Consider the following 21,732-nt stretch of genomic DNA (forward strand, 5'->3'; position numbering starts at 1 on the left):
CCATAGATTTTAGGAGGGAACTATAATGAATGAAGCAAGATTAAAGCGAGTACTTTGGGAAATGGAAGCAAGAAATCTACCACAGATGTTAGTTTCTGACCCTGCAGCTATTTTTTATCTTACTGGAAAATGGATTCATCCTGGTGAGAGAATGCTGGCACTATATATAAATGTAAATGGCAATAATAAATTGTTTATTAATGAATTGTTTCCTGTATATGAGGATTTAGGAGTGGAAAAAGTTTGGTTTAATGATACTCAAGATTCTGTTGAAATCCTTTCAAGGTATGTTGATAAAGAAAAGCCAATGGGTATCGATAAGAACTGGCCAGCACGCTTTTTATTAAGACTTATGGAACTAAAGGGTGGAAGTACATTTGTTAATGGTTCAGTAATATTGGATAGAGTCAGAATGTGTAAAGACGAAAATGAAAAAGACCTTATGAGGGAAGCTTCAAGAATAAATGATTTAGCAGTGGATAGAATGATTAAATTGATTCCGCAGATGTATACAGAAAAGAAAATGGCTTTAGAACTTCAAAGTATATATGAGGAATTAGGAGCAGAAGGGTTTTCATTCGATCCAATAATAGCCTATGGAGCAAATGCCGCAGATCCTCATCATGAGCCTGATAACTCAACAGTTAAAGAGGGAGATAGTATCATAATAGATATAGGGTGTAAAAAGAATTCATATTGTTCTGATATGACAAGAACAGTATTTTATAAAAAAGTATCTTCAAAATCAAAGGAAGTTTATAATGTTGTTTTAGAAGCTAATAAAAGGGCAATTGAACTTGTAAAGCCAGGTGTCAGGTTTTGCGATATAGATAATGCTGCAAGAGAATATATTGAAAAAGCTGGGTATGGGAAGTACTTTACTCATAGAACAGGACATTCAATAGGAATAGAGGTACACGATTTTGGTGATGTTTCTTCCATAAACACTGATAGGGTAGAGCCAGGAATGATTTTTTCGATAGAACCAGGTATATATCTAACGGGGGAAGTTGGGGTCAGAATTGAGGATTTAATTCTTGTCACTGAAGATGGCTGTGAAGTTCTTAATAAGTATGATAAAGAATTAATAATCGTAGAGTGATAATTATAGAAACTAGCCTTAAAATGTAGAATTTGAGGCTAGTTTCTTTTTGGTAGCAAAATTCGATTAATATAAACAAAATTATACAAATTATATTGATTTCATGCATTATTTCTGTTATTATTTTTAATGCGTGTATTTTTTTATCGAATTTAAAGTTTGGAAGGAGGGCAAAGTTTCTTAATGGTAGTTATTTATATAATGGAATTATGTTAAATTTATATTTTTTCTACCAGAAGAGACGAATTTATTTATGGCGAATAACGAAAATAAAAGTGTACAAATCGTAGCAGCTGATCCATCAGCACTAGGACTATTTGGTCTTGCAATGGTAACACTTGTTGCATCATCACAAAAACTTGGATTTACATCAGGAGAGGCTTTTTTAATTCCTTGGGCCTTATTTTTAGGAGCGTTTGCCCAATTATTTGCATGTATAAATGATTCAAAGCATAATAATACTTTTGGAACTACAGCATTTGGAGGATATGCATTTTTTTGGTTCGCTGTTGCAACATCATGGCTTATAAAAAACGGAGTATTTGGAGAAACTTTAAAGTCAAACGTTGACCCAAAACAGTTAGGAATAGCTTTTGTTGGATATTTAATATTTTCTTTATATATGACTGTTGGAGCTATGGAAACTCATAAAGTTTTATTTTCTATATTTGTATTAATAGACTTTTTATTTATAGGTTTATCATTTTCAACACTTGGAATAATGAAAGAAGCAGCACATGAATTAGCTGCATGGTCAGAATTGCTGATATCATTACTTTCATTCTATGGTTCAGCAGCGGCTGTACTAAATAAACATTTTGGTAGAGTATTTCTACCAGTTGGAAAACCCTTTGGAATATTTAAAAAGTAGTTTTTAAAACACCTTATCGGACATTATCCGATAAGGTGTTTTTTTAGAATAAAACCATTTTTAATTCACATATTATTTATGAGACCCCGAGTTAAGTATAGAGTAATTTAATAGAGGTGGAAAGAAATGTCGTTTAAAAAGGGTATGATATATAGTGGTTTTCAGTTGACAGAAGAGGTGGAATTAAATGAAATAAATTCTATTGGGAGGTTATTTAACCATTTAAAAAGTGGCGCAAGACTTTTCGCAATACAAAATGGTGATGATAATAAGGTGTTTTCAATTACATTTAGAACACCTCCAGATGATAACACAGGCTTGACCCATATATTGGAACACTCTGTGTTGTGCGGTTCACGAAAGTTCCCAGTCAAGGATCCATTTGTAGAGCTTGCCAAGGGATCACTAAATACTTTTCTTAATGCTATGACTTTTCCAGATAAAACAATGTATCCAGTAGCAAGCAGGAATGAAAAAGATTTTTTGAATTTAATGGATGTATATTTGGATGCGGTTTTTTATCCCCGAATATATAGTCAACCGGAAATTTTTATGCAGGAAGGTTGGCATTACAGTTTAGAAAATGAAAAAGATGAAATAGAATACAAAGGTGTTGTTTACAATGAAATGAAGGGAGCATTTTTGTCTCCAGAGTCACTACTTTTTAGAAAGGCAAGAGAATCAGTTTTTCCTGATACTCCATACAAATTTGAAGCAGGTGGTGATCCAGATTATATACCATCTCTTACATATAAACATTTTGTTGATTACCATGACAAATATTATCATCCTTCTAACAGTTATATATATCTTTATGGGGATTTTAATTTAAATGATAAATTAAAATTTTTAGATGAAAAATATTTAAGGTATTTTGACAAGAAAAAAATCGATTCAGATATAAAATATCAAGAAGGATTTGATAAAATTAAAGATTTAAAATTCGTATATCCTATTTCACCTGAAGAGGATGTTTCAGATAAAACTTATTTTGCTTTAAATTTTGCAACTACTTTTTCAACCGATGTAGAAACTAATCTTGCTTTAGAAATACTTGAATATTTGCTTATGGAAACACAAGCCTCTCCATTGAAAAAAGCCCTAATAAGTGCTAATTTGGGAAAGGATGTTATTGGCAGTTACAATGGAGGTATATTACAGCCTATATTTACAATAGCAATCAAGAACTCAAACATTGAAAAAAAGAATGAATTTATAAATCTGGTTTATAAAACCCTTAATGAGTTGGTTCAAAATGGTATAGATAAAGAACTGATTGAAGCATCCATCAATAGAAAAGAGTTTAATTTAAGGGAGGGGGATTATCAAGGATATCCAAAGGGTTTATTATACGGAATTAAGTCTATGGATACATGGCTATACGATAAAGAACCATGGTTACCACTACAATATGAAAAATTATTAGTTAAAATAAAGAAAGGTTTATCATTAAATTATTTCGAGGAACTCATAAATAAATATATATTAAACAACAGCCATGCTTCAATAATAACATTGTTTCCCCAAAAAGGATTTTATGAAGAAAAGCTAAAGAAACTTAAAGAAAAATTAAGTGAGTATAAGAAAACCTTGTCAGCTTCAGAGTTAAGTAAAATTATTGAAGATACAGAAAGACTAAAACAGATACAGGAGGCTCAAGACGATAAAGATGATGTTGAAAAAATACCTCTATTAAAAATCAGTGATATAAACAGAAATGCAGAGAAATTGCCGATTATAGAGAGTTATGAAAAGGATATAAAAATATTATTTCATCCAATATTAACTAATAAAATTTCCTATGCAAGATTATTGTTTAACACAAAGGGGGTTCCTATTGAACTGATTCAGTACGTTACTTTATTGTCAGGGATTTTAGGTAAATTAAATACTAAAAAGTATAATTATACTGAATTAGCTAATTTAATAAATATATACAGTGGGGGAGTAGGATTTAAAACAGAAGTATATATCGAAAAAGGCGACGATGAAATATATCATCCTAAGTTTACTATTGAGATGAAATTCATGAATGATAAAATAACAACTTTGTTTGAATTAGTTGAGAATATTATAGTTGAAACAAACTTTAATGATAAACAGAGACTCAAGGAGATAATACAGGAAATTAAATCAAGACTTGAAATGAGCTTATACGAAAATGGGCATATGGTTGCAGCAAGCAGATTAGTTTCATATTTTTCTCCATCAGGAAAGTATATAGAAATAACTACAGGATTGAGTTTTTATAAGTTTATTGTAGATTTAGAAAAAAACTTTAATAATAAGTCTGAGGAAATCATCAAAAACCTTATTTTTGTATCAAAGGTTATTTTTAATAAGTCTAATTTAATTATAAGTTTTACTTCTTCTGAGGAGGACTATGATGCTTTAGTAAAAAATCTTCCGCTGCTCTTAAGGAATCTTAAAAACGAAAAAGTTGAAGAGCATAAGTATGAGTTTATTTTAGAAGCTGAAAATGAAGGATTAATATTACAATCAGGGGTTCAATATGTTGCAAAGGGATTTAATTATATAAAGTTAGGTTTTAATTATTCAGGAAGTATACAAGTATTGAAAGGAATAATTAATTTAGATTACTTGTGGAACAGAGTCAGATTACAGGGTGGTGCTTATGGTTGCTTTGGGGTTTTTGAAAAAGGCGGGAATATGTACTTTACATCTTACAGGGATCCAAACTTAAGTGAAACTTTAGATGTCTATAATAAAGTATATGAGTTTATAAAAAATTTTAATGTTAATGATAGGGAAATGACGAAATATATTATTGGAACAATCAGTAAGCTTGATTATCCCTTAAGTCCAGCAATGAGGGGACAGCAGGCAACTGCAAATTATTTAAGGAAAATAACCTATGATGATATACAAAGAGAAAGGGATGAGATTTTAAATACAAATCAGAAAAAGATAAGAGAATATAGTGAGCTTCTTTTTGAAGTTATGCATAAAGACTATATTTGTGTTGTTGGGAATGAAGAAAAACTTAATGAAACAAATAAGATGTTTAAAAAAATAATAAATGTTATAGGGTAAAACTAAAGTTCCCATCAAAATATGATGGGAATTTTAGTATTCTACTTCCATCAGGAAAAGTCCCTGGGCAGGTGCAGTTGGACCTGCAAGGCTTCTATCCTTTGCTTCCATTATTTTTTTTATTTCCTGAGGCGGAATCTTTCCTAATCCTACTTCTAATAAAGTGCCCACAATAATTCTGACCATATTATAAAGAAAACCGTTACCATGAAAAGAGATATTTATATTGTCGTCTATAACTTCAAAATTTATTGAATAAATTTTCCTAATAGTTGATTTTTTCTTGGATTTAAGGGATGTAAAGCTTTTAAAATCATGTTCTCCAAGAAAAATTCAGCAGCTTCCTTCATTTTGTTAATATTAAGTTTATCTTTAACATGATAGGAGTACTTCCTTGTAAATACATCATGTCTTTTTTTATTACATATTTTGTAAAGATAGATTTTGCTTTTTGCATTATATCTTGAGTGAAAGTTTGGATCTACATCCTCAACAGATTTAACAACTATATCATGTGGTAAATATTCATAGCAGTAATCTAGAATCTCACAACTTGAAAGTTTAGAATTTGTTTTAAAGTTAGCTATTTGATTTTCGGCATGGGTTCCTGCATCAGTTCTACCAGATCCGATTAGCTCAATTTCCTCCTTTGTTAATCTGCTTAACACATTTTCAATTTTACCTTGAATAGTATCATCGTTATCACTTAATCTTTGCCATCCTTTATATTTTGTTCCATCATATTGAATTGTCAATTTAAAATTTTTCATAGGATTCTCCTTATTAAATATTAGTTTTGCGCATATTAATACTAAATTATTTTTTGGATTTATGCAATATCTATACAATTTATGATTTTTATAAATAAATCTCTTTTAATAAAATTTTAGACTATAAATTAGAAAAATATGAAAATTTTTATTTCAAAAGTTTTATTGCTTTTTTTATGAAACATATGTGATATAATAGCTGTATAACGAAATATAAAATTAATAAATTAAAAAATATTCGATATGATAAATAAAAAATGAAAGGAGACAAATTATATGAACGATATGGTTCGAAGGTTATATGTAGAAAAAAAAGAAGGTTTTAATGTTGAAGCAAAAAGTTTATTGAAGGAAATTAAAAATACCTTGGGGATCAAAGGATTTGAAAATGTAAGAATATTCAATAGATATGATATTTCTGGAATTAATGATGAGGAATATTTAAGGGCAAGAAATACAATCTTCTCAGAACCACCTGTTGATAATGTTTTTGATGAGCATCTTGATGTAAGTGATAATGAGAAGATATTTGCAATTGAGTATTTGCCTGGACAATATGATCAAAGGGCAGATTCAGCTTCTCAATGCGTTCAAATACTTACACAAAAGGAAAGACCAATTGTTCATTCAGCGAAGGTTATTGTTTTAAAGGGAGATATAAATTCAGAAGAATTTAAACAAATAAAGGGGTATTGTATAAATCCGGTTGATTCTAGAGAAGCATCTTTAGAAAAACCAAGTTCACTGGAATTGGAAGAATTAGTACCAGAAGATGTTGAAATAATCGACAGATTTATTAACATGGATGAAAAAGAATTAAAAAACTTTCTTATTACTCATGGACTTGCAATGAGTTTTGAGGATTTAGTGTATGTAAATAATTATTTTAAAAATGTAGAAAAAAGAAATCCATCTATTACAGAAATTAAGGTAATAGACACATATTGGTCAGATCATTGTCGTCACACTACTTTCCATACGAAAATTAATAAAGTTGATATAAAAAGTGGAAAGTTAACTACTCCAATAAGCATATCATATGAAAATTATTTAAAATCAAGAGAATTTGTTTATGGTAAAGAGGGAAAGGATATATCATTAATGGATATTGCGGTTATAGGAATGAAAGAACTAAGAAAAAAAGGATTGCTGGATGATTTAGATGTTTCAGATGAAATAAATGCATGCAGTATAGTTGTAGATGTAGATGTAAATGGAGCAAGTGAGAAATGGTTGGTAATGTTTAAGAACGAAACACATAACCATCCTACTGAAATTGAACCATTTGGTGGAGCTGCTACTTGTCTTGGTGGAGCAATAAGAGACCCATTATCAGGAAGAGGTTATGTATATCAGGCAATGCGTGTTACTGGAAGCGGTGATCCAAGAACAAGAATAGAAGATACATTACCAGGAAAATTGCCGCAAAGAAAAATAACAACTGAAGCAGCTAATGGATACAGTTCATATGGCAACCAAATAGGCCTTGCTACAGGTCAAGTAGCTGAAATATATGATGAAGGTTTTATAGCAAAAAGAATGGAGGTTGGGGCAGTAATTGCGGCAGCTCCAAAGGAGAATGTAGTACGTGAAAGACCGGTGGATGGAGATGTTGTAATATTAGTTGGTGGAAGAACTGGAAGAGATGGCTGCGGAGGGGCTACAGGTTCTTCAAAGGAACATAATGAAGAATCTATATTAACTTGCGGTGCAGAAGTACAAAAAGGTAATGCTCCAACTGAGAGAAAAATACAAAGACTTTTTAGAAATCCAGAGGTAAGTAGATTAATTAAGAAATGTAATGATTTTGGAGCAGGAGGGGTTTCTGTTGCCATAGGTGAGCTTACTGATGGTTTGGAAATCAATCTTGATTTGATACCTAAAAAATATGAAGGATTAGATGGAACTGAACTTGCCATATCAGAGTCTCAGGAAAGAATGGCGGTTGTTGTATCAAAGGAAAATGCAGAATCTTTTATAAGATTTGCAAATGAAGAGAATCTTGAAGCAACAATTGTAGCTGAAGTGAAATCTCATAATAGGTTAAAGATGACCTGGAGAGGAAAAACAATTGTAGATATAAGCAGAGACTTTTTAAATACAAATGGAGTTAAACAGGAAACAGATGTTGTTGTTGAAACACCAATAGAAGGTGAAAATTATTTCCAAAAGGCATTAATTGGTAATGTATCTACAAATATTAATGTTAAAGAGGCATGGCTTAATACATTAATGGATCTTAATGTTTGCGGACAAAAAGGTCTAGTTGAAAAGTTTGATAGTACCATAGGTGCAGGAACGGTTATAATGCCATTTGGCGGCAAGTATCAATTAACTCCATCTGAAGCCATGATAGCAAAAATTCCTATTTTAAAAGGGGAAACTAAAACTGCAACAATTATGTCCTATGGTTATAACCCCAAATTGGCAAAATGGAGTCCATTTCATGGTGCAGTATATTCAATAGTTGAAGCAGTTTCAAAGATTGTGGCTGTAGGTGGGGATTATAGAAAAACCAGGTTAAGTCTTCAAGAATATTTTGAGAAATTAGGTAATATTCCTGAAAAATGGGGCAAACCATTTAGTGCATTGTTAGGTGCTTATTATGTTCAAAACAGGCTTAATATACCTGCTATTGGTGGAAAAGACAGTATGTCAGGAACATTTAAGAACTTAGACGTACCCCCAACACTTATTGCATTTGCTGTTAATGTAATAAATACAGATAAAGTTATTTCGCCAGAATTTAAGAACGTAAATAGTAAGGTTGTTATAATACCGGTAACAAGAGATGAATTTGAACTTCCTGATTTTGAAGTTCTAAAGAAAAATTATATGAGAGTATATGAACTAATAAATGAAGGAATGGTAAATGCAGCTCATACCATAAGAATGGGTGGTGTAGCAGAAGCTATAAGCAAGATGAGCTTCGGAAATAAAATCGGTTTTAAATTTATAAATGATATAGATGTAAAAGAATTATTTACACCTGACTATGGTTCAATAATATTAGAAATGGATAATAGTGTTAATTTAGATGAAGCTTTAAAAGACATAGATTATAAACTTATTGGTGAAACAAAGGAAGAGTCAGTTATTACAATATGTGGATTAGATATAAAGATAGATGAAATGATTGAAAGCTGGATGGGCGTACTGGAAAATATATTCCCCATAAAAACGGAAATCATAGAAGAAACTCCAATTGATAAAATATATAACAAGGGTAAAATAATCAGACCTTCCATTAGTCTTCCAAAGCCAAGGGTTCTTATAACGGTATTTCCAGGAACTAACTGTGAATATGATTCGGTAAGAGCTTTTGAAAAAGCAGGTGCACATGTAGATACTGTTATATTTAGAAATTTATCCTCCAAAGATATCGAAGACTCTATTGATACTATGGTTAAATTCATTGATAATTCTCAAATTATAATGATTCCAGGTGGATTTAGTGCAGGAGATGAGCCGGATGGTTCAGGTAAATTTATAGCAACGGTCTTTAGAAATCCTAGGATAAAACAAGCAGTTATGAACTTAATTAAAAATAGAGATGGCTTAATGCTTGGAATATGTAATGGATTTCAGGCTTTAATAAAACTAGGATTAGTTCCATATGGTGAAATAGTTGATGTTGATTGTACATGCCCTACATTGACTTACAACAAGATAGGTAGACATCAGTCAAAAATAGTAAGAACCAAGGTTGTTTCTAATTTATCACCATGGTTTAACAATGTTAATGTTGGTGATATTCATACTATTCCTATATCACATGGAGAAGGCAGATTTATTGCAAGTAAAGAATTTATTGAAAATCTTTTTGAAAAGGGTCAGATTTCTACTCAATATGTTGATTTTGAAAACAGACCAACATACGATATTGATTTCAATCCAAATGGTTCTTATGAAGCTATTGAGGGAATTACAAGTCCAGATGGGAGAATATTAGGTAAAATGGCACATTCAGAAAGAATTGGAGATAATATATTGAAAAATATTCCTGGCAATAAAGACCAAAGACTCTTTGAGGCTGGTGTTAATTATTTTAAATAAAATAATGGACTGCTAAGGCAGTCCATTATTTGCTTATAAGTGTTAGTTTTTTTATTTTTTCTTCATTTGGAGTAATGTAGATGGTTTTATTTGTATAGTATATTACCATACCTGGTTTTGAACCAGAAGGCTTTTTGACGTTTTTCTTTTCTGTGTAATCCACTGGCACATTAGAAGAGTCTCTTCCTTTACTGTAATATGCTGCAAGGAGTGCCCCCTCAAGTAGAGCATTGTCTGAAACATTGTTATTTTTAGATTTTATTATAACATGTGATCCAGGTATATTTTTGGTATGTAACCAAATGTCATTATTGTTGGCTAGTTTTGTTGTTAAATAATCATTCTGGTTATTGTTTTTACCAACAAAAATATCATATCCGTCGCTGGATAGATAATGATAGGGTGAGGATTTTTTCGCTTTTGTTGTATTTTTCTTTCTCTTTATATATCCAAGCTCAGATAATTCTGATTTTATTTCTTCAATGGTATCGATATCAGAAGCATTCTCAAGATTGTAGAGAATTGAATCAAGGTATTCTTTTTCTTCTCTGGCTCCCTCAAGTTGCTCCTTTACAACATTTATGGCTGTTTTATCCTTTGTATATTTTTTATAATATTTTTGTGCATTTTGCAATGGGGTAAGTCCTTTTTCAAGTGGAACTGTAATTTTGCTATAGTTTTCATCATAAAAGTTATCAAGGTCAATACATTCCATATCATCCTTTATAATGTACTGATTAGCCATTATTAAATCTCCATAAATTTTCCATTGTTCAAAGTTTTTACACTCATTGATTTTAGAAATATATATTTGAGTTTTTTTACTGTTTCGCTCTATAAGGTTAGTAACCAACTTAAACAGATCGGTATATTTTTGTTTAAGGGTGTCTTTTAAATTTTTTTCATGATAAAATGTATCTAATAAATTTCCTGAACTTTGGAAAGTTTTTGTAGAAAAATTATTATATATATTAAGAGGAAAAATATAAAAATCTTTTTTTATAGAGCCTTCGTAAAAGAGAATATATTTATAATCACCAGATTTTATTTTAATCATATAGTAAAAAAAGTTGGAAATAATTTTTTCTATATGAAGGTTATCTAAATCAGCTATGTTTTTATCTGAAAATTCCATGCAGATTTGTTCTGCCATTAATTTACTTATACCAGTAAAGTTATTTGAGAAAACATTAGAAATTTTACCAGTTGAGGTTATAATTATCTTATTCAGATCCTCTTTAGATATAGTCGTAGGGTTTAATTTATTGTTTGGGGGAAGGATGTATAATTTACCAGGTAGAATCTCTCTGTATCTGTTTATAAGAAAGTTGATATGTTTAATGCTATCTATTATATTTCTATCCTGGTTGAGTAGGATTATATTACTGTGTTTCCCCATTATTTCTATTATCAGAAAATAAAATATTGAAAATCCCAACTCATCTTTTCCTTCAATTTTAAATTCTACTATTCTATCAAAATTAATTTGATCTACATTAACTATTTTACCGTTAGTTATGTGTTTTCTAAGTATCATACAAAATGTTGGAGGAGTTAGAGGGTTTTCTTTTGCTTCTTCTGTTACATGTACTCTTGGAAAAGCTGTATTTGCAGACAACAAAATTTTTTTTGATTGTTTATCTTTTCTAACCAAAAGTATAATTTCATCATTTGAAGGTTGATGTATTTTTTCTATCTTATAATCAGCAAAACATGATAATTCATTAACTACACTGTTTGTAAATATTCCATCAAATGGCATATAAGGTACCTCCACTTTACTAGTTATTTTAAAACGTATATTATGAGATAAAGTATATCATTCATTTATAATTTTTAAAAGGTAAGGGAGTGTAAAAAATGTATTTTACTAAAATGCATGGCTTAGGAAATGATTTTATTATTTTTGAAAATATTAAGGCGAAAGATTATGATTGGCAGGAAATATCAAGAAAGGTTTGCGACAGACATACTGGTATTGGAGCTGATGGAATTATACTTGTGGAAGATTCAGATGAGGCTGATATAAGAATGCAAATAATAAATTCAGATGGTAGTATTGCTGAAATGTGTGGAAACGGTATAAGATGTTTCAGTAAATATGTGTATGAAAAATCTATTGTAAATAAAGAGAATTTTAATGTTGAAACTTTAGCTGGGATTATGAAATGTGAAAATAAAGTAGAATCAGGTTTGGTTAGGAGTGTTAGAATAAACATGGGTTCCCCAATATGTAAAAGTGACAGCATTCCTTTTACAGGACCTGCAAATAATTTAGATTATACACTTAAAGTAAAGGATAGAACTTTTAAGGCTGCAACAATTGTTCAAGGAGTACCACATACAGTTATTTATGTAGATGAGATTAACGATGATTTTATTGTTGAATTTGGTAGAATTATAGAGAATCATATGTATTTCCCTAAAAAAACAAACGTAAATTTTGTTAAAATATTGGCGAAAGATTTATTAGAAATTAAAACTTGGGAAAGGGGAGCAGGTTTAACTTTAGCATGCGGTACAGGAACGTGTGCTAGTGTTGTTTGTTCATATAGAAACGGTTTGGTCACAGATAAAGTTAAGGCAAAACTAGAAAAAGGTGAGCTGCTTATAGAGTATATCGGGGATGATGTTTTTATGGAAGGGCCGGCAGAGTTTATTTGTGAAGGAAAGTTATTATTTTAATATTCATCAGTAACTTATAATAACCCTTCTGAATATTATAATTCAAGGAATATTTAGGAGGGATTCTTTTGAAAATTACAAATAGGACTTCCAAAGTACCGGCATATATTTTTTCCAGAGTAGATAAGATAAAGAGAGAGCTTTTTAAAAAAGGGATAAGCATTATAGATTTAGGCATAGGAGATCCGGATTTACCAACTCCGGATTTTGTGATTAATACTATGGAAAAAGCACTGAAAAAAAATAATAATCACAGATACCCCCCTTATAATGGCACAGAAGAGTTTAGAAAATCAGTGTCAAATTATTATTTAAAGAATTTTAATGTAGCTTTAGATGCTGAATCTGAAGTAGTGGCATTAATTGGGTCTAAGGAAGGGATTGCTCATTTAATGTTGGCGGTTACAGATCCTGGAGATTATGTTTTAATTCCTGATCCTGGATATCCGGTTTATTATTCAAGTGCAGTAATAGCAGGTTGTAATGTTTATAAAATGTATTTACAAGAAAAAAATGATTATCTTATTAAACTGGAAAATATATTTTCTGATGTAGCAAAAAAAGCCAAATTACTTATAGTTAATTATCCTAATAATCCAACTGGAGCTATCGCTAATATAAAGTTTTATAGGGATTTAATAAATTTTGGCAAGGAAAACGATGTAATTATTGTTAATGACGGTGCTTATATGGATATATTAGAAAATGGGGTAAAACCAATAAGTCTACTACAAATAGATGATGCAAAGGACGTTTGCGTTGAATTTGGAACTTTATCTAAGTCATTTAATATGACTGGATGGAGATTAGGATATGTAGTTGGAAATAAAGAAGTATTAAGAAGATTGATGATTGTGAAGACGAATTTTGATTCTGGACAGTTTTCGGCTATACAAGAAGCTGGAGCAAATGCATTAAACAACAATATGGATTTCGTAAAACATTTACAGAATATTTATGATGAGAGAAGAAATCTTGTAACACAGGAACTTGAATCAATGGGATTTAATGTCTATAAGTCAAAGGGGGCTTTTTATATTTGGTTTAAAATACCTGAAGGATTTAAATCTGAAGAATTTGCAGCATATTTGCTGGAAAATACTGGTGTTATAATAACACCTGGAAATGCTTTTGGAGATTCAGGGGAAGGATACTGCAGGATTTCATTAACTACGGATAGTTTTTTACTAAAAGAGGCTATGGAAAGAATAAGAAGTTTAAAAACAATCTGAAGTCCATGATTTCTCATGGACTTATTATATAAAATAAAAACTTGAAAAACTATGTAATAATTAGGTATAATGAGAAAGAATTAAGAAATAATACATAAAAACGAATTATTAAGAAATACATATTGGCAGGTGAATGTAATGGTTAAAAGTATGACTGGATACGGAAGGGGAGAGTCAGAAGATAGTTCCATAGGTTTTCTAGTAGAGATGAAATCAGTTAATAACAGGTATCTTGATATGAATATCAGAATGCCAAAACAATTAAATTCTATGGAGGATCAAATTAGAAAATATATATCTCAAAGGGTTTCAAGAGGAAAAGTAGATGTTTACATTACATTAGAAAAGTATAGTCAGGACGATGTAGTTATTAATGTTGATGAACAACTTGCTGAGGCATATTATAATGCATATTATAGCCTGAAGGGAAAATTTAATTTAGCTGAGGAAATAGGCTTAGGGTTATTGGCCAAAGCTCCTGATATATTCACTATAGAGAGAAAAGAAGAAGATATAGATTATCTATGGAGTATTTTATCTAAAGCTTTAGATCAAGCTTTGGAAATGTTTATTGACATGCGCAATAAGGAAGGTTTAAAATTAAGCAAAGATATTGTTCAAAGATGTGATATAATTAACAAAAAAGTTCTGGAGATTGAAGAAAGATCACCAGTAGTTGTTGATGAATACAGGGATAAATTAACTCAAAGAATCTCTGAATATCTCAGGGAAGTAGAAATTGACCAAGCAAGACTTGTAAACGAGGTGGCTTTTTTTGCGGATAGAAGTAACATAACTGAGGAAATAGTAAGATTGAAAAGCCATATAACACAGTTGAAAGATACAATAACAGCTGAAGAGACAGTTGGAAGAAAACTAGATTTTTTAATTCAAGAAATGAATAGAGAGACTAATACAATTGGTTCTAAGGCAAATGATTTACTAATAACTAATTTAGTTGTTGATATAAAGAGTGAATTAGAAAAAATCAGAGAACAAATTCAGAATATTGAATAGTAGGAGGTCAATTATGGCAATTAAATTGATAAACATTGGATTTGGTAATATTGTTTCTGCAAACAGACTTGTTGCAATAGTTAGTCCAGAATCTGCTCCAATTAAAAGAATAATTCAGGAAGCTAGAGATAGAGGAATGCTAATAGATGCTACATATGGAAGGAGAACAAGAGCTGTTATAATAACGGATAGTGACCATATTATATTATCAGCAGTCCAACCTGAAACGGTGGCACATAGGCTATCTGCTAAAGATGCTGAAGATGAAATGGATGATGATGAAGAATAAGAGGGGAGAATATGATGTCTAGAAAAGGATTGCTTATAGTAGTTTCTGGTCCGTCGGGAGCTGGTAAGGGTACTTTGTGTAAAGAGTTGCTTAGCAGAAACAGGAACTTAACTGTCTCAATTTCATGCACAACAAGAAAACCAAGAGTAAATGAACAACATGGTGTGAATTATTTTTTTATAGATAAAGATGAGTTTGAAGAAATGATTACAAAAACATGTTTTTGGAGTATGCAACTGTATATGATAATTATTATGGAACTCCATGTGAGTATGTGGAAAAAACACTAAATGAGGGTAAGGATGTTATTTTAGAAATAGATATTCAAGGAGCATTAAAAGTTAAAGAAAGATATAATGAAGGGGTATTCATTTTTATAATGCCCCCATCAATGGAGGAACTAAGAAACAGAATTAAAAAGAGAGGTTCTGAAACAGAAGAGTCACTTATAAAGAGATTTACAGCTGCTTTTCAAGAAATTAATTATGTTTCAAACTATAATTATGTTGTTGTTAACGATACAGTTGATGAAGCAGTAAGGAAATTAGAAAGTATAATAGTAGCAGAAAAATGCAGAATAGATAGAATGAAAAATGATATTAAGATTCTACAGGAGGGGATTTTAGATGGCAAGTAATTCAATGATAAATCCATCAATAGTTTCTTTGTTAGAAAAAGTTGATAATAGATATTCACTGGTTGTAGTAACTGCAAGGCGTGCAAGGCAGTTAATTGACGGTGCAGAACCACTGACAGACGTGGATTCTACTAAACCAGTTACTGTTGCTATCAATGAGGTTAATGAAGGAAAAATAAGTTACGAAAGCGTAAAATCAGGCATCAAATAAAGAGGTGTTTAGCTTTGAAGGAAAAAACAGTAGTGCTTGGAGTTACAGGTGGAATTGCTGCGTATAAAGCATTGGATATAGTAAGTAAATTGAAGAAAAAAAATATTAACGTCCATGTAATTATGACTGATTCTGCCACAAAATTTGTAACTCCATTGAGCTTTCAATCTTTGAGTCAAAATTATGTTGTTGTTGACATGTTTGCAGAACCTAAACATTGGGAGATACAGCACATTTCTTTAGCTGAAAGAGCAGATTTGTTTGTTGTAGCTCCTGCTTCAGCAAATATAATAGGTAAAATAGCAAATGGTATAGCAGATGATATGTTATCTACTACGGTTATGGCAACAAAGGCACCAGTATTAATTGCTCCAGCAATGAATACAAATATGTACGAAAATCCGATTGTACAAAGGAATATAAAGCTGCTTAAAGATTTAGGATACAATTTTATTGAACCTGATGAAGGCAGATTGGCCTGTGGATCAGTTGGTAAGGGCAAATTGGCTGATACCGATAAGATTGTTGACATGATTGATATGTTACTGTATAGCAATAAGGATTTTGCAGGTAAAAAAATATTGGTGACAGCAGGACCTACACGAGAAGACATTGACCCTGTTCGATATATAACAAATCGCTCTTCAGGGAAAATGGGTTATGCCATAGCTAAAGCAGCAAGAAATAGAGGTGCAGAAGTTATCTTAATTTCTGGGCCTACCAAATTACCTAGACCAGAAGGGGTTAAATTCATTGGCATAAATAGTGCAACAGAAATGTACAATGAAGTCTTAAAGCATTTTGATGAGGTTGATATTGTAATAAAGTCTGCTGCTGTAGCTGATTACAGGCCCCTAGAGAAGAGTGAAAAGAAAATTAAAAAATCAGATGATGACATGAGTATTCCATTAACTAAAAATAAGGATATATTATTCGAGTTAGGTAAAATTAAAAAGAATCAATTACTTATTGGATTTGCTGCTGAAACAGATGATTTGGTATGTAATGCAAAAAATAAAGTTTGCAAAAAGAACTTAGATTTTATTGTTGCAAACGATGTAACTATGGAAAAATCAGGATTTGACGTAGATACAAATACAGTAAAGATAATTGACAGGGATGGAACTATTATTCAGCTTCCGAATATGGCTAAAGAGGAAGTTGCACACAATATTTTAGATCATATTTTAAATATTAAGCGCTAAGGCGCTTTTTTTAATTAATTCTACCAATATACCCAAGGATTGGGGAGGTTTATTATGTTTAAAATTGCTTCAGTTATAGTTGATAATCCATCTAAAGAAGTTGACAGAACCTTTGATTATATTATTCCTTCAGAATTAATTGGTATAATAGGGATTGGTATGAGAGTAATCGTTCCATTTGGTAAAGGCAATAAAACAATAGAAGGATATGTAATAGAAATTAAAAATGATACAGAATTTGATACTGAAAAGTTAAAAAAAATCATAGATATTACAGACTGTGATACATTTTTAAGCGAAGAATTGTTACAACTTGCTTTTTTTATAAAGGATAAGTATTACTGTACAATGAATGACGCACTGAAAACAATATTGCCAACAGGTATAAATTTAAAGGAAAAGATATATTTAAAGTTAGGTGAAAACTATAAAAATGAGAGTGGAAAATACGCAAATTTTTTAAATAGCTTGAGTAAAGATAAATTTATTGAATATAAAAATGCAAAACAAGTTTTTCCAAATATAACAAGGGCTGCGCTTTTTTCATTGGCAGAAAAGGGTATAATACAAATAAAGAAGGTTATGCATCAAGAAGTAAATATTAAAGCTAGACAAGTGTATAAAATAAAAGATGAAAGAGAAGCTCAGGAATTCATAAAAAATGCTTCAAATAAGCTGTTGCGTCAAAAAGAGATATTAGAGAAAATAATTAAAGATAATTGTGAGTTAACTTTATCAGAGTTGTGCAATAGATATGGTTGTAGCAGTTCTGTAATTAAGTCTTTAGAAGATAAAGGTTTAATATTTAAAGTGAATAAAGAAATATTAAGGAAACCATATGCAACTTTTAATGAATATAAAAAGAATAACTTAACTGATGATCAGAAAAATGCTATTAACAATATTATAAAAAGCTATGAGTCAGGTAAGAATATTACACTCCTTCGAGGTGTTACAGGATGTGGAAAAACGGAAATCTATTTAGATTTAGTAGAAAGATTTATGAATCAAGGATATGGTTCAATTGTATTAGTACCGGAAATAGCTTTGACACCTCAGACAGTTGAAAGATTTAAGGGAAGATTTGGTGATGAGGTTGCGGTTTTTCATAGCAGGCTTTCTGAAGGAGAAAGATTTGATGAGTGGAGAAGAATAGCTAGGGGTAATGTTAAGGTTGTAGTTGGTGCTAGATCTGCAGTATTTATGCCCGTAAAGAACTTAAAGTTAATTATAATTGATGAAGAACATGAGCACACTTATAAATCAGAGGTAACTCCTAAGTATTTCACAAAGGAGATTGCTGAGTTTAGAATGAATAATAATAAAGGCCTTGTGGTTTTAGGTTCAGCAACACCATCTTTAGAAAGTTATACATTGGCATTGAGAAATAAATATAATCTTGTGGAAATAGATAAAAGAGTTGATGATAAAAAATTACCCGATATAAGAATAATTGATATGAGGGAAGAGTTAAAAAATGGTAATAGAAGTGTTTTCAGCAGAGAACTTTTAGAGTCTATAAAGCAGAATCTTGATAATCATAATCAAACCATTTTATTTTTAAATAGAAGAGGATATTCAACTTTTATTTCATGTAGAGCCTGTGGATATGTTTGTGCATGCGAAAGCTGTGATGTTTCCATGACATACCATGCAAATACAAATAAATTGGAATGTCACTACTGTGGTGCCCAAAAAGAAATTCCCAGCCAATGCCCACAATGTGGTAGTAAATATATAAAATATTTTGGTGCAGGAACAGAAAAAATTGAGTATCAGATAAAGAAATTTTTCCCTAATGCAAGAATTTTAAGAATGGACTTAGATACTACAAGAAAAAAGGGAGAGCAAGAGAGGATATATAAAGAATTTAAAGAAAATAAAGCAGATATACTTATTGGAACACAAATGATTTCAAAAGGTATGGACTTTAAAAACGTGACATTAGTTGGTGTAGTAGCTGCTGACACAAGCTTAAATTTACCTGATTTTAGGGCAGCAGAAAGAACTTTTCAAATTTTAATGCAGGTTGCTGGTAGAGCTGGTCGAGGAGAAAAAAGTGGAAAAGTAATTATACAGACATACGAACCTGAGCATTATAGTATTAAATACGTAAAAAATCATGATTATTGTGGTTTTTACAATGAAGAGATAAATTATAGAAAAATTTTAAATAATCCTCCATTTACAGAAATACTATACGTATTGTTTACTTCTGAAAAGGAGGATGAGTTGGTGAAAAAATGCATGGAAATTAAGGAAAAAATCAAAAATACAGGACTTTCCATAGATTCTATCATATTAGGACCTACTCCATGTCCAATATCAAAAATTAATAATTTGTTTAGATGGCATATGTTGATTAAAGGTGATGCTAGCAAGTATTATAAAATTATAAAGGAAATACTAAATGAAAATCTGTTTGGAAGTAGCATTAACTATAGCTTAGATATAAATCCAAATAGTATGTATTAGATGGGAGGAATTGTAAATGGCTTTAAGAGAGATAAGAACTTTAGGTGATGAAGTTTTAAGAAAGAAAAGTAAGATGGTAGATAAATTTGATGACAAATTAAAGATGCTAATAGAAGATATGGTTGAAACTATGTATAATGCAAATGGGGTAGGTCTTGCAGCTCCCCAAATAGGAATTCTTAAGAGAATTGCAGTTGTTGATATAGGTGAAGGTGTTATAAAAATGATTAATCCTGAAATAATTGAGTATGAAGGTAAGAATAAGGACACAGAAGGATGTTTAAGTATACCAAACACTAGAGGTGTAGTAGAAAGACCGGATAGGGTTGTTGTTAAAGCATTAAATGACAATGGAGAAGAATTTGTAGTTGAGGGTAGAGGTTTTTTAGCAAGGGCATTGTGTCATGAAATTGATCATTTAGATGGCATACTTTTTATAGATAAGGCAGAAAAGTAAGGAGTGATTTTATGAGAATTATATTTGCAGGGACACCAGAATTTGCAGTACCCACCTTGGAAAAAATTTTAGAAAAACACGATGTAGTAGCTGTCTTAACTCAACCTGATAAGCCAAAAGGTAGGGGTCAGAAAGTGCAATACTCCCCAGTTAAAGAGTTGGCTTTAAAATGTAATATACCAGTTTATCAGCCTTCAAAATTAAAATCTGACAGAGAGGTTATTGATAAACTTAAAGATTTAAATCCAGATGTAATAGTTGTTGTTGCTTATGGTCAGATATTATCAAAGGAGGTACTAGATATACCTAAATATGGTTGCATAAATGTTCATGCTTCGCTTTTACCAAAACTCAGGGGTGCAGCACCAATAAACTGGTCGATTATAAATGGAGACACTAAAACGGGAATAACAACAATGAAGATGGATGTTGGACTTGACACAGGAGATATGCTATTAAAATCAGAAGTAGAAATTGGAGAGAATGAAACAGCTGGGGAATTGCATGACAGATTAATGTTTCTTGGAGCAGAAGTTCTAATTGAAACACTTGATAGAATCGAAGTTAATCAAGTTATACCAGAAAAGCAGGATGATAGCATGTCAAGTTATGCACCTATGCTGAATAAGGAACTTGGAAAAATAAATTGGAATTTGGATTCTAAAACTATCAATAACCTTATAAGAGGAGTTACACCTTGGCCAGGTGCATTTACTTATTATCAGAATAAAATGCTAAAAATTTGGAAATCTTGTATCGGAGATTACAGTGGAAATTCTTCTCCTGGCCAAGTAGTAGGAGTTGATAGGAATGGTATTGAAGTGGCTTGTAAAAATGGCAGTTTGATAATTAAAGAAGTTCAGGAAGTTGGGGGAAAAAGATTAGACATTCAAGCATATTTAAATGGACATAATATAAGTGTCGGAGATATATTTGAATAGGGGTGATGGTATATGTTTTATTATGATTCTTCTTTTATTATTTTAATACCAGCATTATTGTTTTCATTTTATGCCCAAACCAAAATACAGACTACATTCAATAAATATTTTAAAAGACGAGCATTTTGTGGAATGTCTGGAGCTCAAGTTGCTAGAAAGATACTAGATAATAATGGTCTTTACAATGTTCAGATTGAATTAGTACGTGGGAAATTATCAGATCATTATGATCCAGCAAAAAGGGTATTAAGACTATCTGAAGAGGTTTATTATAGCGACTCTTTAGCATCGATAGGCATCGCTGCTCATGAGGTTGGTCATGCTATACAGCATCAAAAATCTTATGCTCCATTAATACTTAGAAATAGTTTTGTACCTGTTGCTAATATTGGTTCAAATTTATCTTGGATTTTTATTATTATTGGATTTGCAATCAGGTCTCTTCAGTTAATAAATTTTGGAATTTTGTTGTTTTCTGCAGCAGTTATATTTCAGATAATAACATTACCTGTTGAGTTTAATGCCAGCGCAAGGGCATTAAATCAATTAGAAGAGAGTAGCATTTTGAATTCACAAGAGATTGATGGAGCTAAAAAGGTATTAAATGCAGCAGCTTTAACATATGTGGCGGCAACACTTGTTGCGATTTCCCAGTTACTCAGATTGATATTAATAACAAGAGATTCAAGGGATTAAAATAGATTTAAAATTTTCAATTTTTGATTTTGTT

General features: G+C 31.0%; 15 protein-coding genes and 2 pseudogenes. 15 read left to right on the plus strand and 2 right to left on the minus strand.

The genetic code is table 11. The features are described 5' to 3' along the window. The first annotated feature begins 25 nt into the window (after window positions 1-25). From Q428_RS02905 to Q428_RS02915, 3 genes are all read left to right on the plus strand, one after another. A complete protein-coding gene (locus Q428_RS02905; RefSeq protein ID WP_035378029.1) occupies window positions 26-1,102 on the plus strand; it encodes a M24 family metallopeptidase in 1,077 nt (358 codons plus the stop codon). 253 nt (window positions 1,103-1,355) lie between these two features. Next, window positions 1,356-1,973, plus strand: a complete 618-nt coding sequence (locus Q428_RS02910) for an acetate uptake transporter (RefSeq protein ID WP_035378031.1) — start codon at window positions 1,356-1,358, stop codon at window positions 1,971-1,973. A 126-nt stretch (window positions 1,974-2,099) separates the two neighbouring features. Next, window positions 2,100-5,027 (plus strand): insulinase family protein, encoded by a 2,928-nt coding sequence (locus Q428_RS02915; protein ID WP_035378033.1) that lies wholly within the window; start codon window positions 2,100-2,102, stop codon window positions 5,025-5,027. Window positions 5,028-5,060: 33 nt separating this feature from the next. Here Q428_RS02915 and truA read toward each other — a convergent pair. Then, window positions 5,061-5,797 (minus strand): annotated as a pseudogene (gene truA / locus Q428_RS02920) (tRNA pseudouridine(38-40) synthase TruA). Between the two features lie 276 nt (window positions 5,798-6,073). Between truA and Q428_RS02925 the strand changes: the two are divergent. Beyond that, window positions 6,074-9,853, plus strand: coding sequence for a phosphoribosylformylglycinamidine synthase (locus tag Q428_RS02925; RefSeq protein WP_479723633.1), 3,780 nt, complete (start codon window positions 6,074-6,076; stop codon window positions 9,851-9,853). A gap of 25 nt (window positions 9,854-9,878) precedes the next feature. Here the strand turns inward: Q428_RS02925 and Q428_RS02930 are convergent, their stop codons facing one another. After that, complete coding sequence (locus Q428_RS02930) at window positions 9,879-11,615, minus strand: Rqc2 family fibronectin-binding protein (protein ID WP_035378035.1); 1,737 nt, start codon at window positions 11,613-11,615, stop codon at window positions 9,879-9,881. Between the two features lie 98 nt (window positions 11,616-11,713). Here Q428_RS02930 and dapF point away from each other — a divergent pair, with 98 nt between their 5' ends. From dapF to Q428_RS02985, 11 genes and pseudogenes are all read left to right on the plus strand, one after another. Then, the gene (gene dapF / locus Q428_RS02935) at window positions 11,714-12,538 is read left to right on the plus strand and encodes a diaminopimelate epimerase (protein ID WP_035378036.1); all 825 of its coding nucleotides are present in this window, start codon (window positions 11,714-11,716) and stop codon (window positions 12,536-12,538) included. 68 nt (window positions 12,539-12,606) lie between these two features. Beyond that, on the plus strand, window positions 12,607-13,770 hold the full coding sequence (locus tag Q428_RS02940) for an LL-diaminopimelate aminotransferase (protein ID WP_035378039.1): 1,164 nt from the start codon (window positions 12,607-12,609) through the stop codon (window positions 13,768-13,770). A gap of 138 nt (window positions 13,771-13,908) precedes the next feature. Then, a complete protein-coding gene (locus Q428_RS02945; RefSeq protein WP_035378040.1) occupies window positions 13,909-14,787 on the plus strand; it encodes a YicC/YloC family endoribonuclease in 879 nt (292 codons plus the stop codon). 13 nt (window positions 14,788-14,800) lie between these two features. Then, window positions 14,801-15,076, plus strand: coding sequence for an extracellular matrix/biofilm regulator RemA (gene remA, locus Q428_RS02950; RefSeq protein ID WP_035378042.1), 276 nt, complete (start codon window positions 14,801-14,803; stop codon window positions 15,074-15,076). 14 nt (window positions 15,077-15,090) lie between these two features. After that, window positions 15,091-15,713: pseudogene (gene gmk / locus Q428_RS02955) on the plus strand (guanylate kinase). After that, window positions 15,703-15,924, plus strand: coding sequence for a DNA-directed RNA polymerase subunit omega (gene rpoZ, locus Q428_RS02960; protein ID WP_035378044.1), 222 nt, complete (start codon window positions 15,703-15,705; stop codon window positions 15,922-15,924). The pseudogene gmk and the gene rpoZ overlap by 11 nt, the downstream one beginning before the upstream one ends. A 14-nt stretch (window positions 15,925-15,938) precedes the next feature. Next, entirely contained in the window at window positions 15,939-17,129 is a 1,191-nt protein-coding gene (gene coaBC / locus Q428_RS02965; RefSeq protein WP_035378046.1) for a bifunctional phosphopantothenoylcysteine decarboxylase/phosphopantothenate--cysteine ligase CoaBC, read from the plus strand. Window positions 17,130-17,183: 54 nt separating this feature from the next. Next, entirely contained in the window at window positions 17,184-19,604 is a 2,421-nt protein-coding gene (gene priA, locus Q428_RS02970) for a primosomal protein N' (protein ID WP_035378048.1), read from the plus strand. A gap of 16 nt (window positions 19,605-19,620) precedes the next feature. Further along, window positions 19,621-20,061 (plus strand): peptide deformylase, encoded by a 441-nt coding sequence (gene def, locus Q428_RS02975; RefSeq protein WP_035378049.1) that lies wholly within the window; start codon window positions 19,621-19,623, stop codon window positions 20,059-20,061. An 11-nt stretch (window positions 20,062-20,072) separates the two neighbouring features. Next, entirely contained in the window at window positions 20,073-21,002 is a 930-nt protein-coding gene (gene fmt, locus Q428_RS02980; RefSeq protein ID WP_035378051.1) for a methionyl-tRNA formyltransferase, read from the plus strand. 12 nt (window positions 21,003-21,014) lie between these two features. After that, window positions 21,015-21,698: a zinc metallopeptidase gene (locus Q428_RS02985; RefSeq protein WP_035378053.1), complete on the plus strand. Its 684-nt coding sequence runs from the start codon at window positions 21,015-21,017 to the stop codon at window positions 21,696-21,698. Window positions 21,699-21,732: the final 34 nt, after the last annotated feature.

The sequence above is a fragment of the Fervidicella metallireducens AeB genome (assembly GCF_000601455.1).
In the GTDB taxonomy this organism is placed as follows: domain Bacteria; phylum Bacillota; class Clostridia; order Clostridiales; family Caloramatoraceae; genus Fervidicella; species Fervidicella metallireducens.

Bases quoted from the DNA above. Each gene is read 5' to 3' on its own strand.
- Q428_RS02945 (WP_035378040.1), top strand. From the start codon at position 13,909: ATGGTTAAAAGTATGACTGGATACGGAAGGGGAGAGTCAGAAGATAGT.
- Q428_RS02905 (WP_035378029.1), top strand. From the start codon at position 26: ATGAATGAAGCAAGATTAAAGCGAGTACTTTGGGAAATGGAAGCAAGA.
- priA (WP_035378048.1), top strand. From the start codon at position 17,184: ATGTTTAAAATTGCTTCAGTTATAGTTGATAATCCATCTAAAGAAGTT.
- Q428_RS02915 (WP_035378033.1), top strand. From the start codon at position 2,100: ATGTCGTTTAAAAAGGGTATGATATATAGTGGTTTTCAGTTGACAGAA.
- Q428_RS02925 (WP_479723633.1), top strand. From the start codon at position 6,074: ATGAACGATATGGTTCGAAGGTTATATGTAGAAAAAAAAGAAGGTTTT.
- def (WP_035378049.1), top strand. From the start codon at position 19,621: ATGGCTTTAAGAGAGATAAGAACTTTAGGTGATGAAGTTTTAAGAAAG.
- rpoZ (WP_035378044.1), top strand. From the start codon at position 15,703: ATGGCAAGTAATTCAATGATAAATCCATCAATAGTTTCTTTGTTAGAA.
- remA (WP_035378042.1), top strand. From the start codon at position 14,801: ATGGCAATTAAATTGATAAACATTGGATTTGGTAATATTGTTTCTGCA.
- dapF (WP_035378036.1), top strand. From the start codon at position 11,714: ATGTATTTTACTAAAATGCATGGCTTAGGAAATGATTTTATTATTTTT.
- Q428_RS02930 (WP_035378035.1), bottom strand. From the start codon at position 11,615: ATGCCATTTGATGGAATATTTACAAACAGTGTAGTTAATGAATTATCA.
- Q428_RS02910 (WP_035378031.1), top strand. From the start codon at position 1,356: ATGGCGAATAACGAAAATAAAAGTGTACAAATCGTAGCAGCTGATCCA.
- Q428_RS02985 (WP_035378053.1), top strand. From the start codon at position 21,015: ATGTTTTATTATGATTCTTCTTTTATTATTTTAATACCAGCATTATTG.
- fmt (WP_035378051.1), top strand. From the start codon at position 20,073: ATGAGAATTATATTTGCAGGGACACCAGAATTTGCAGTACCCACCTTG.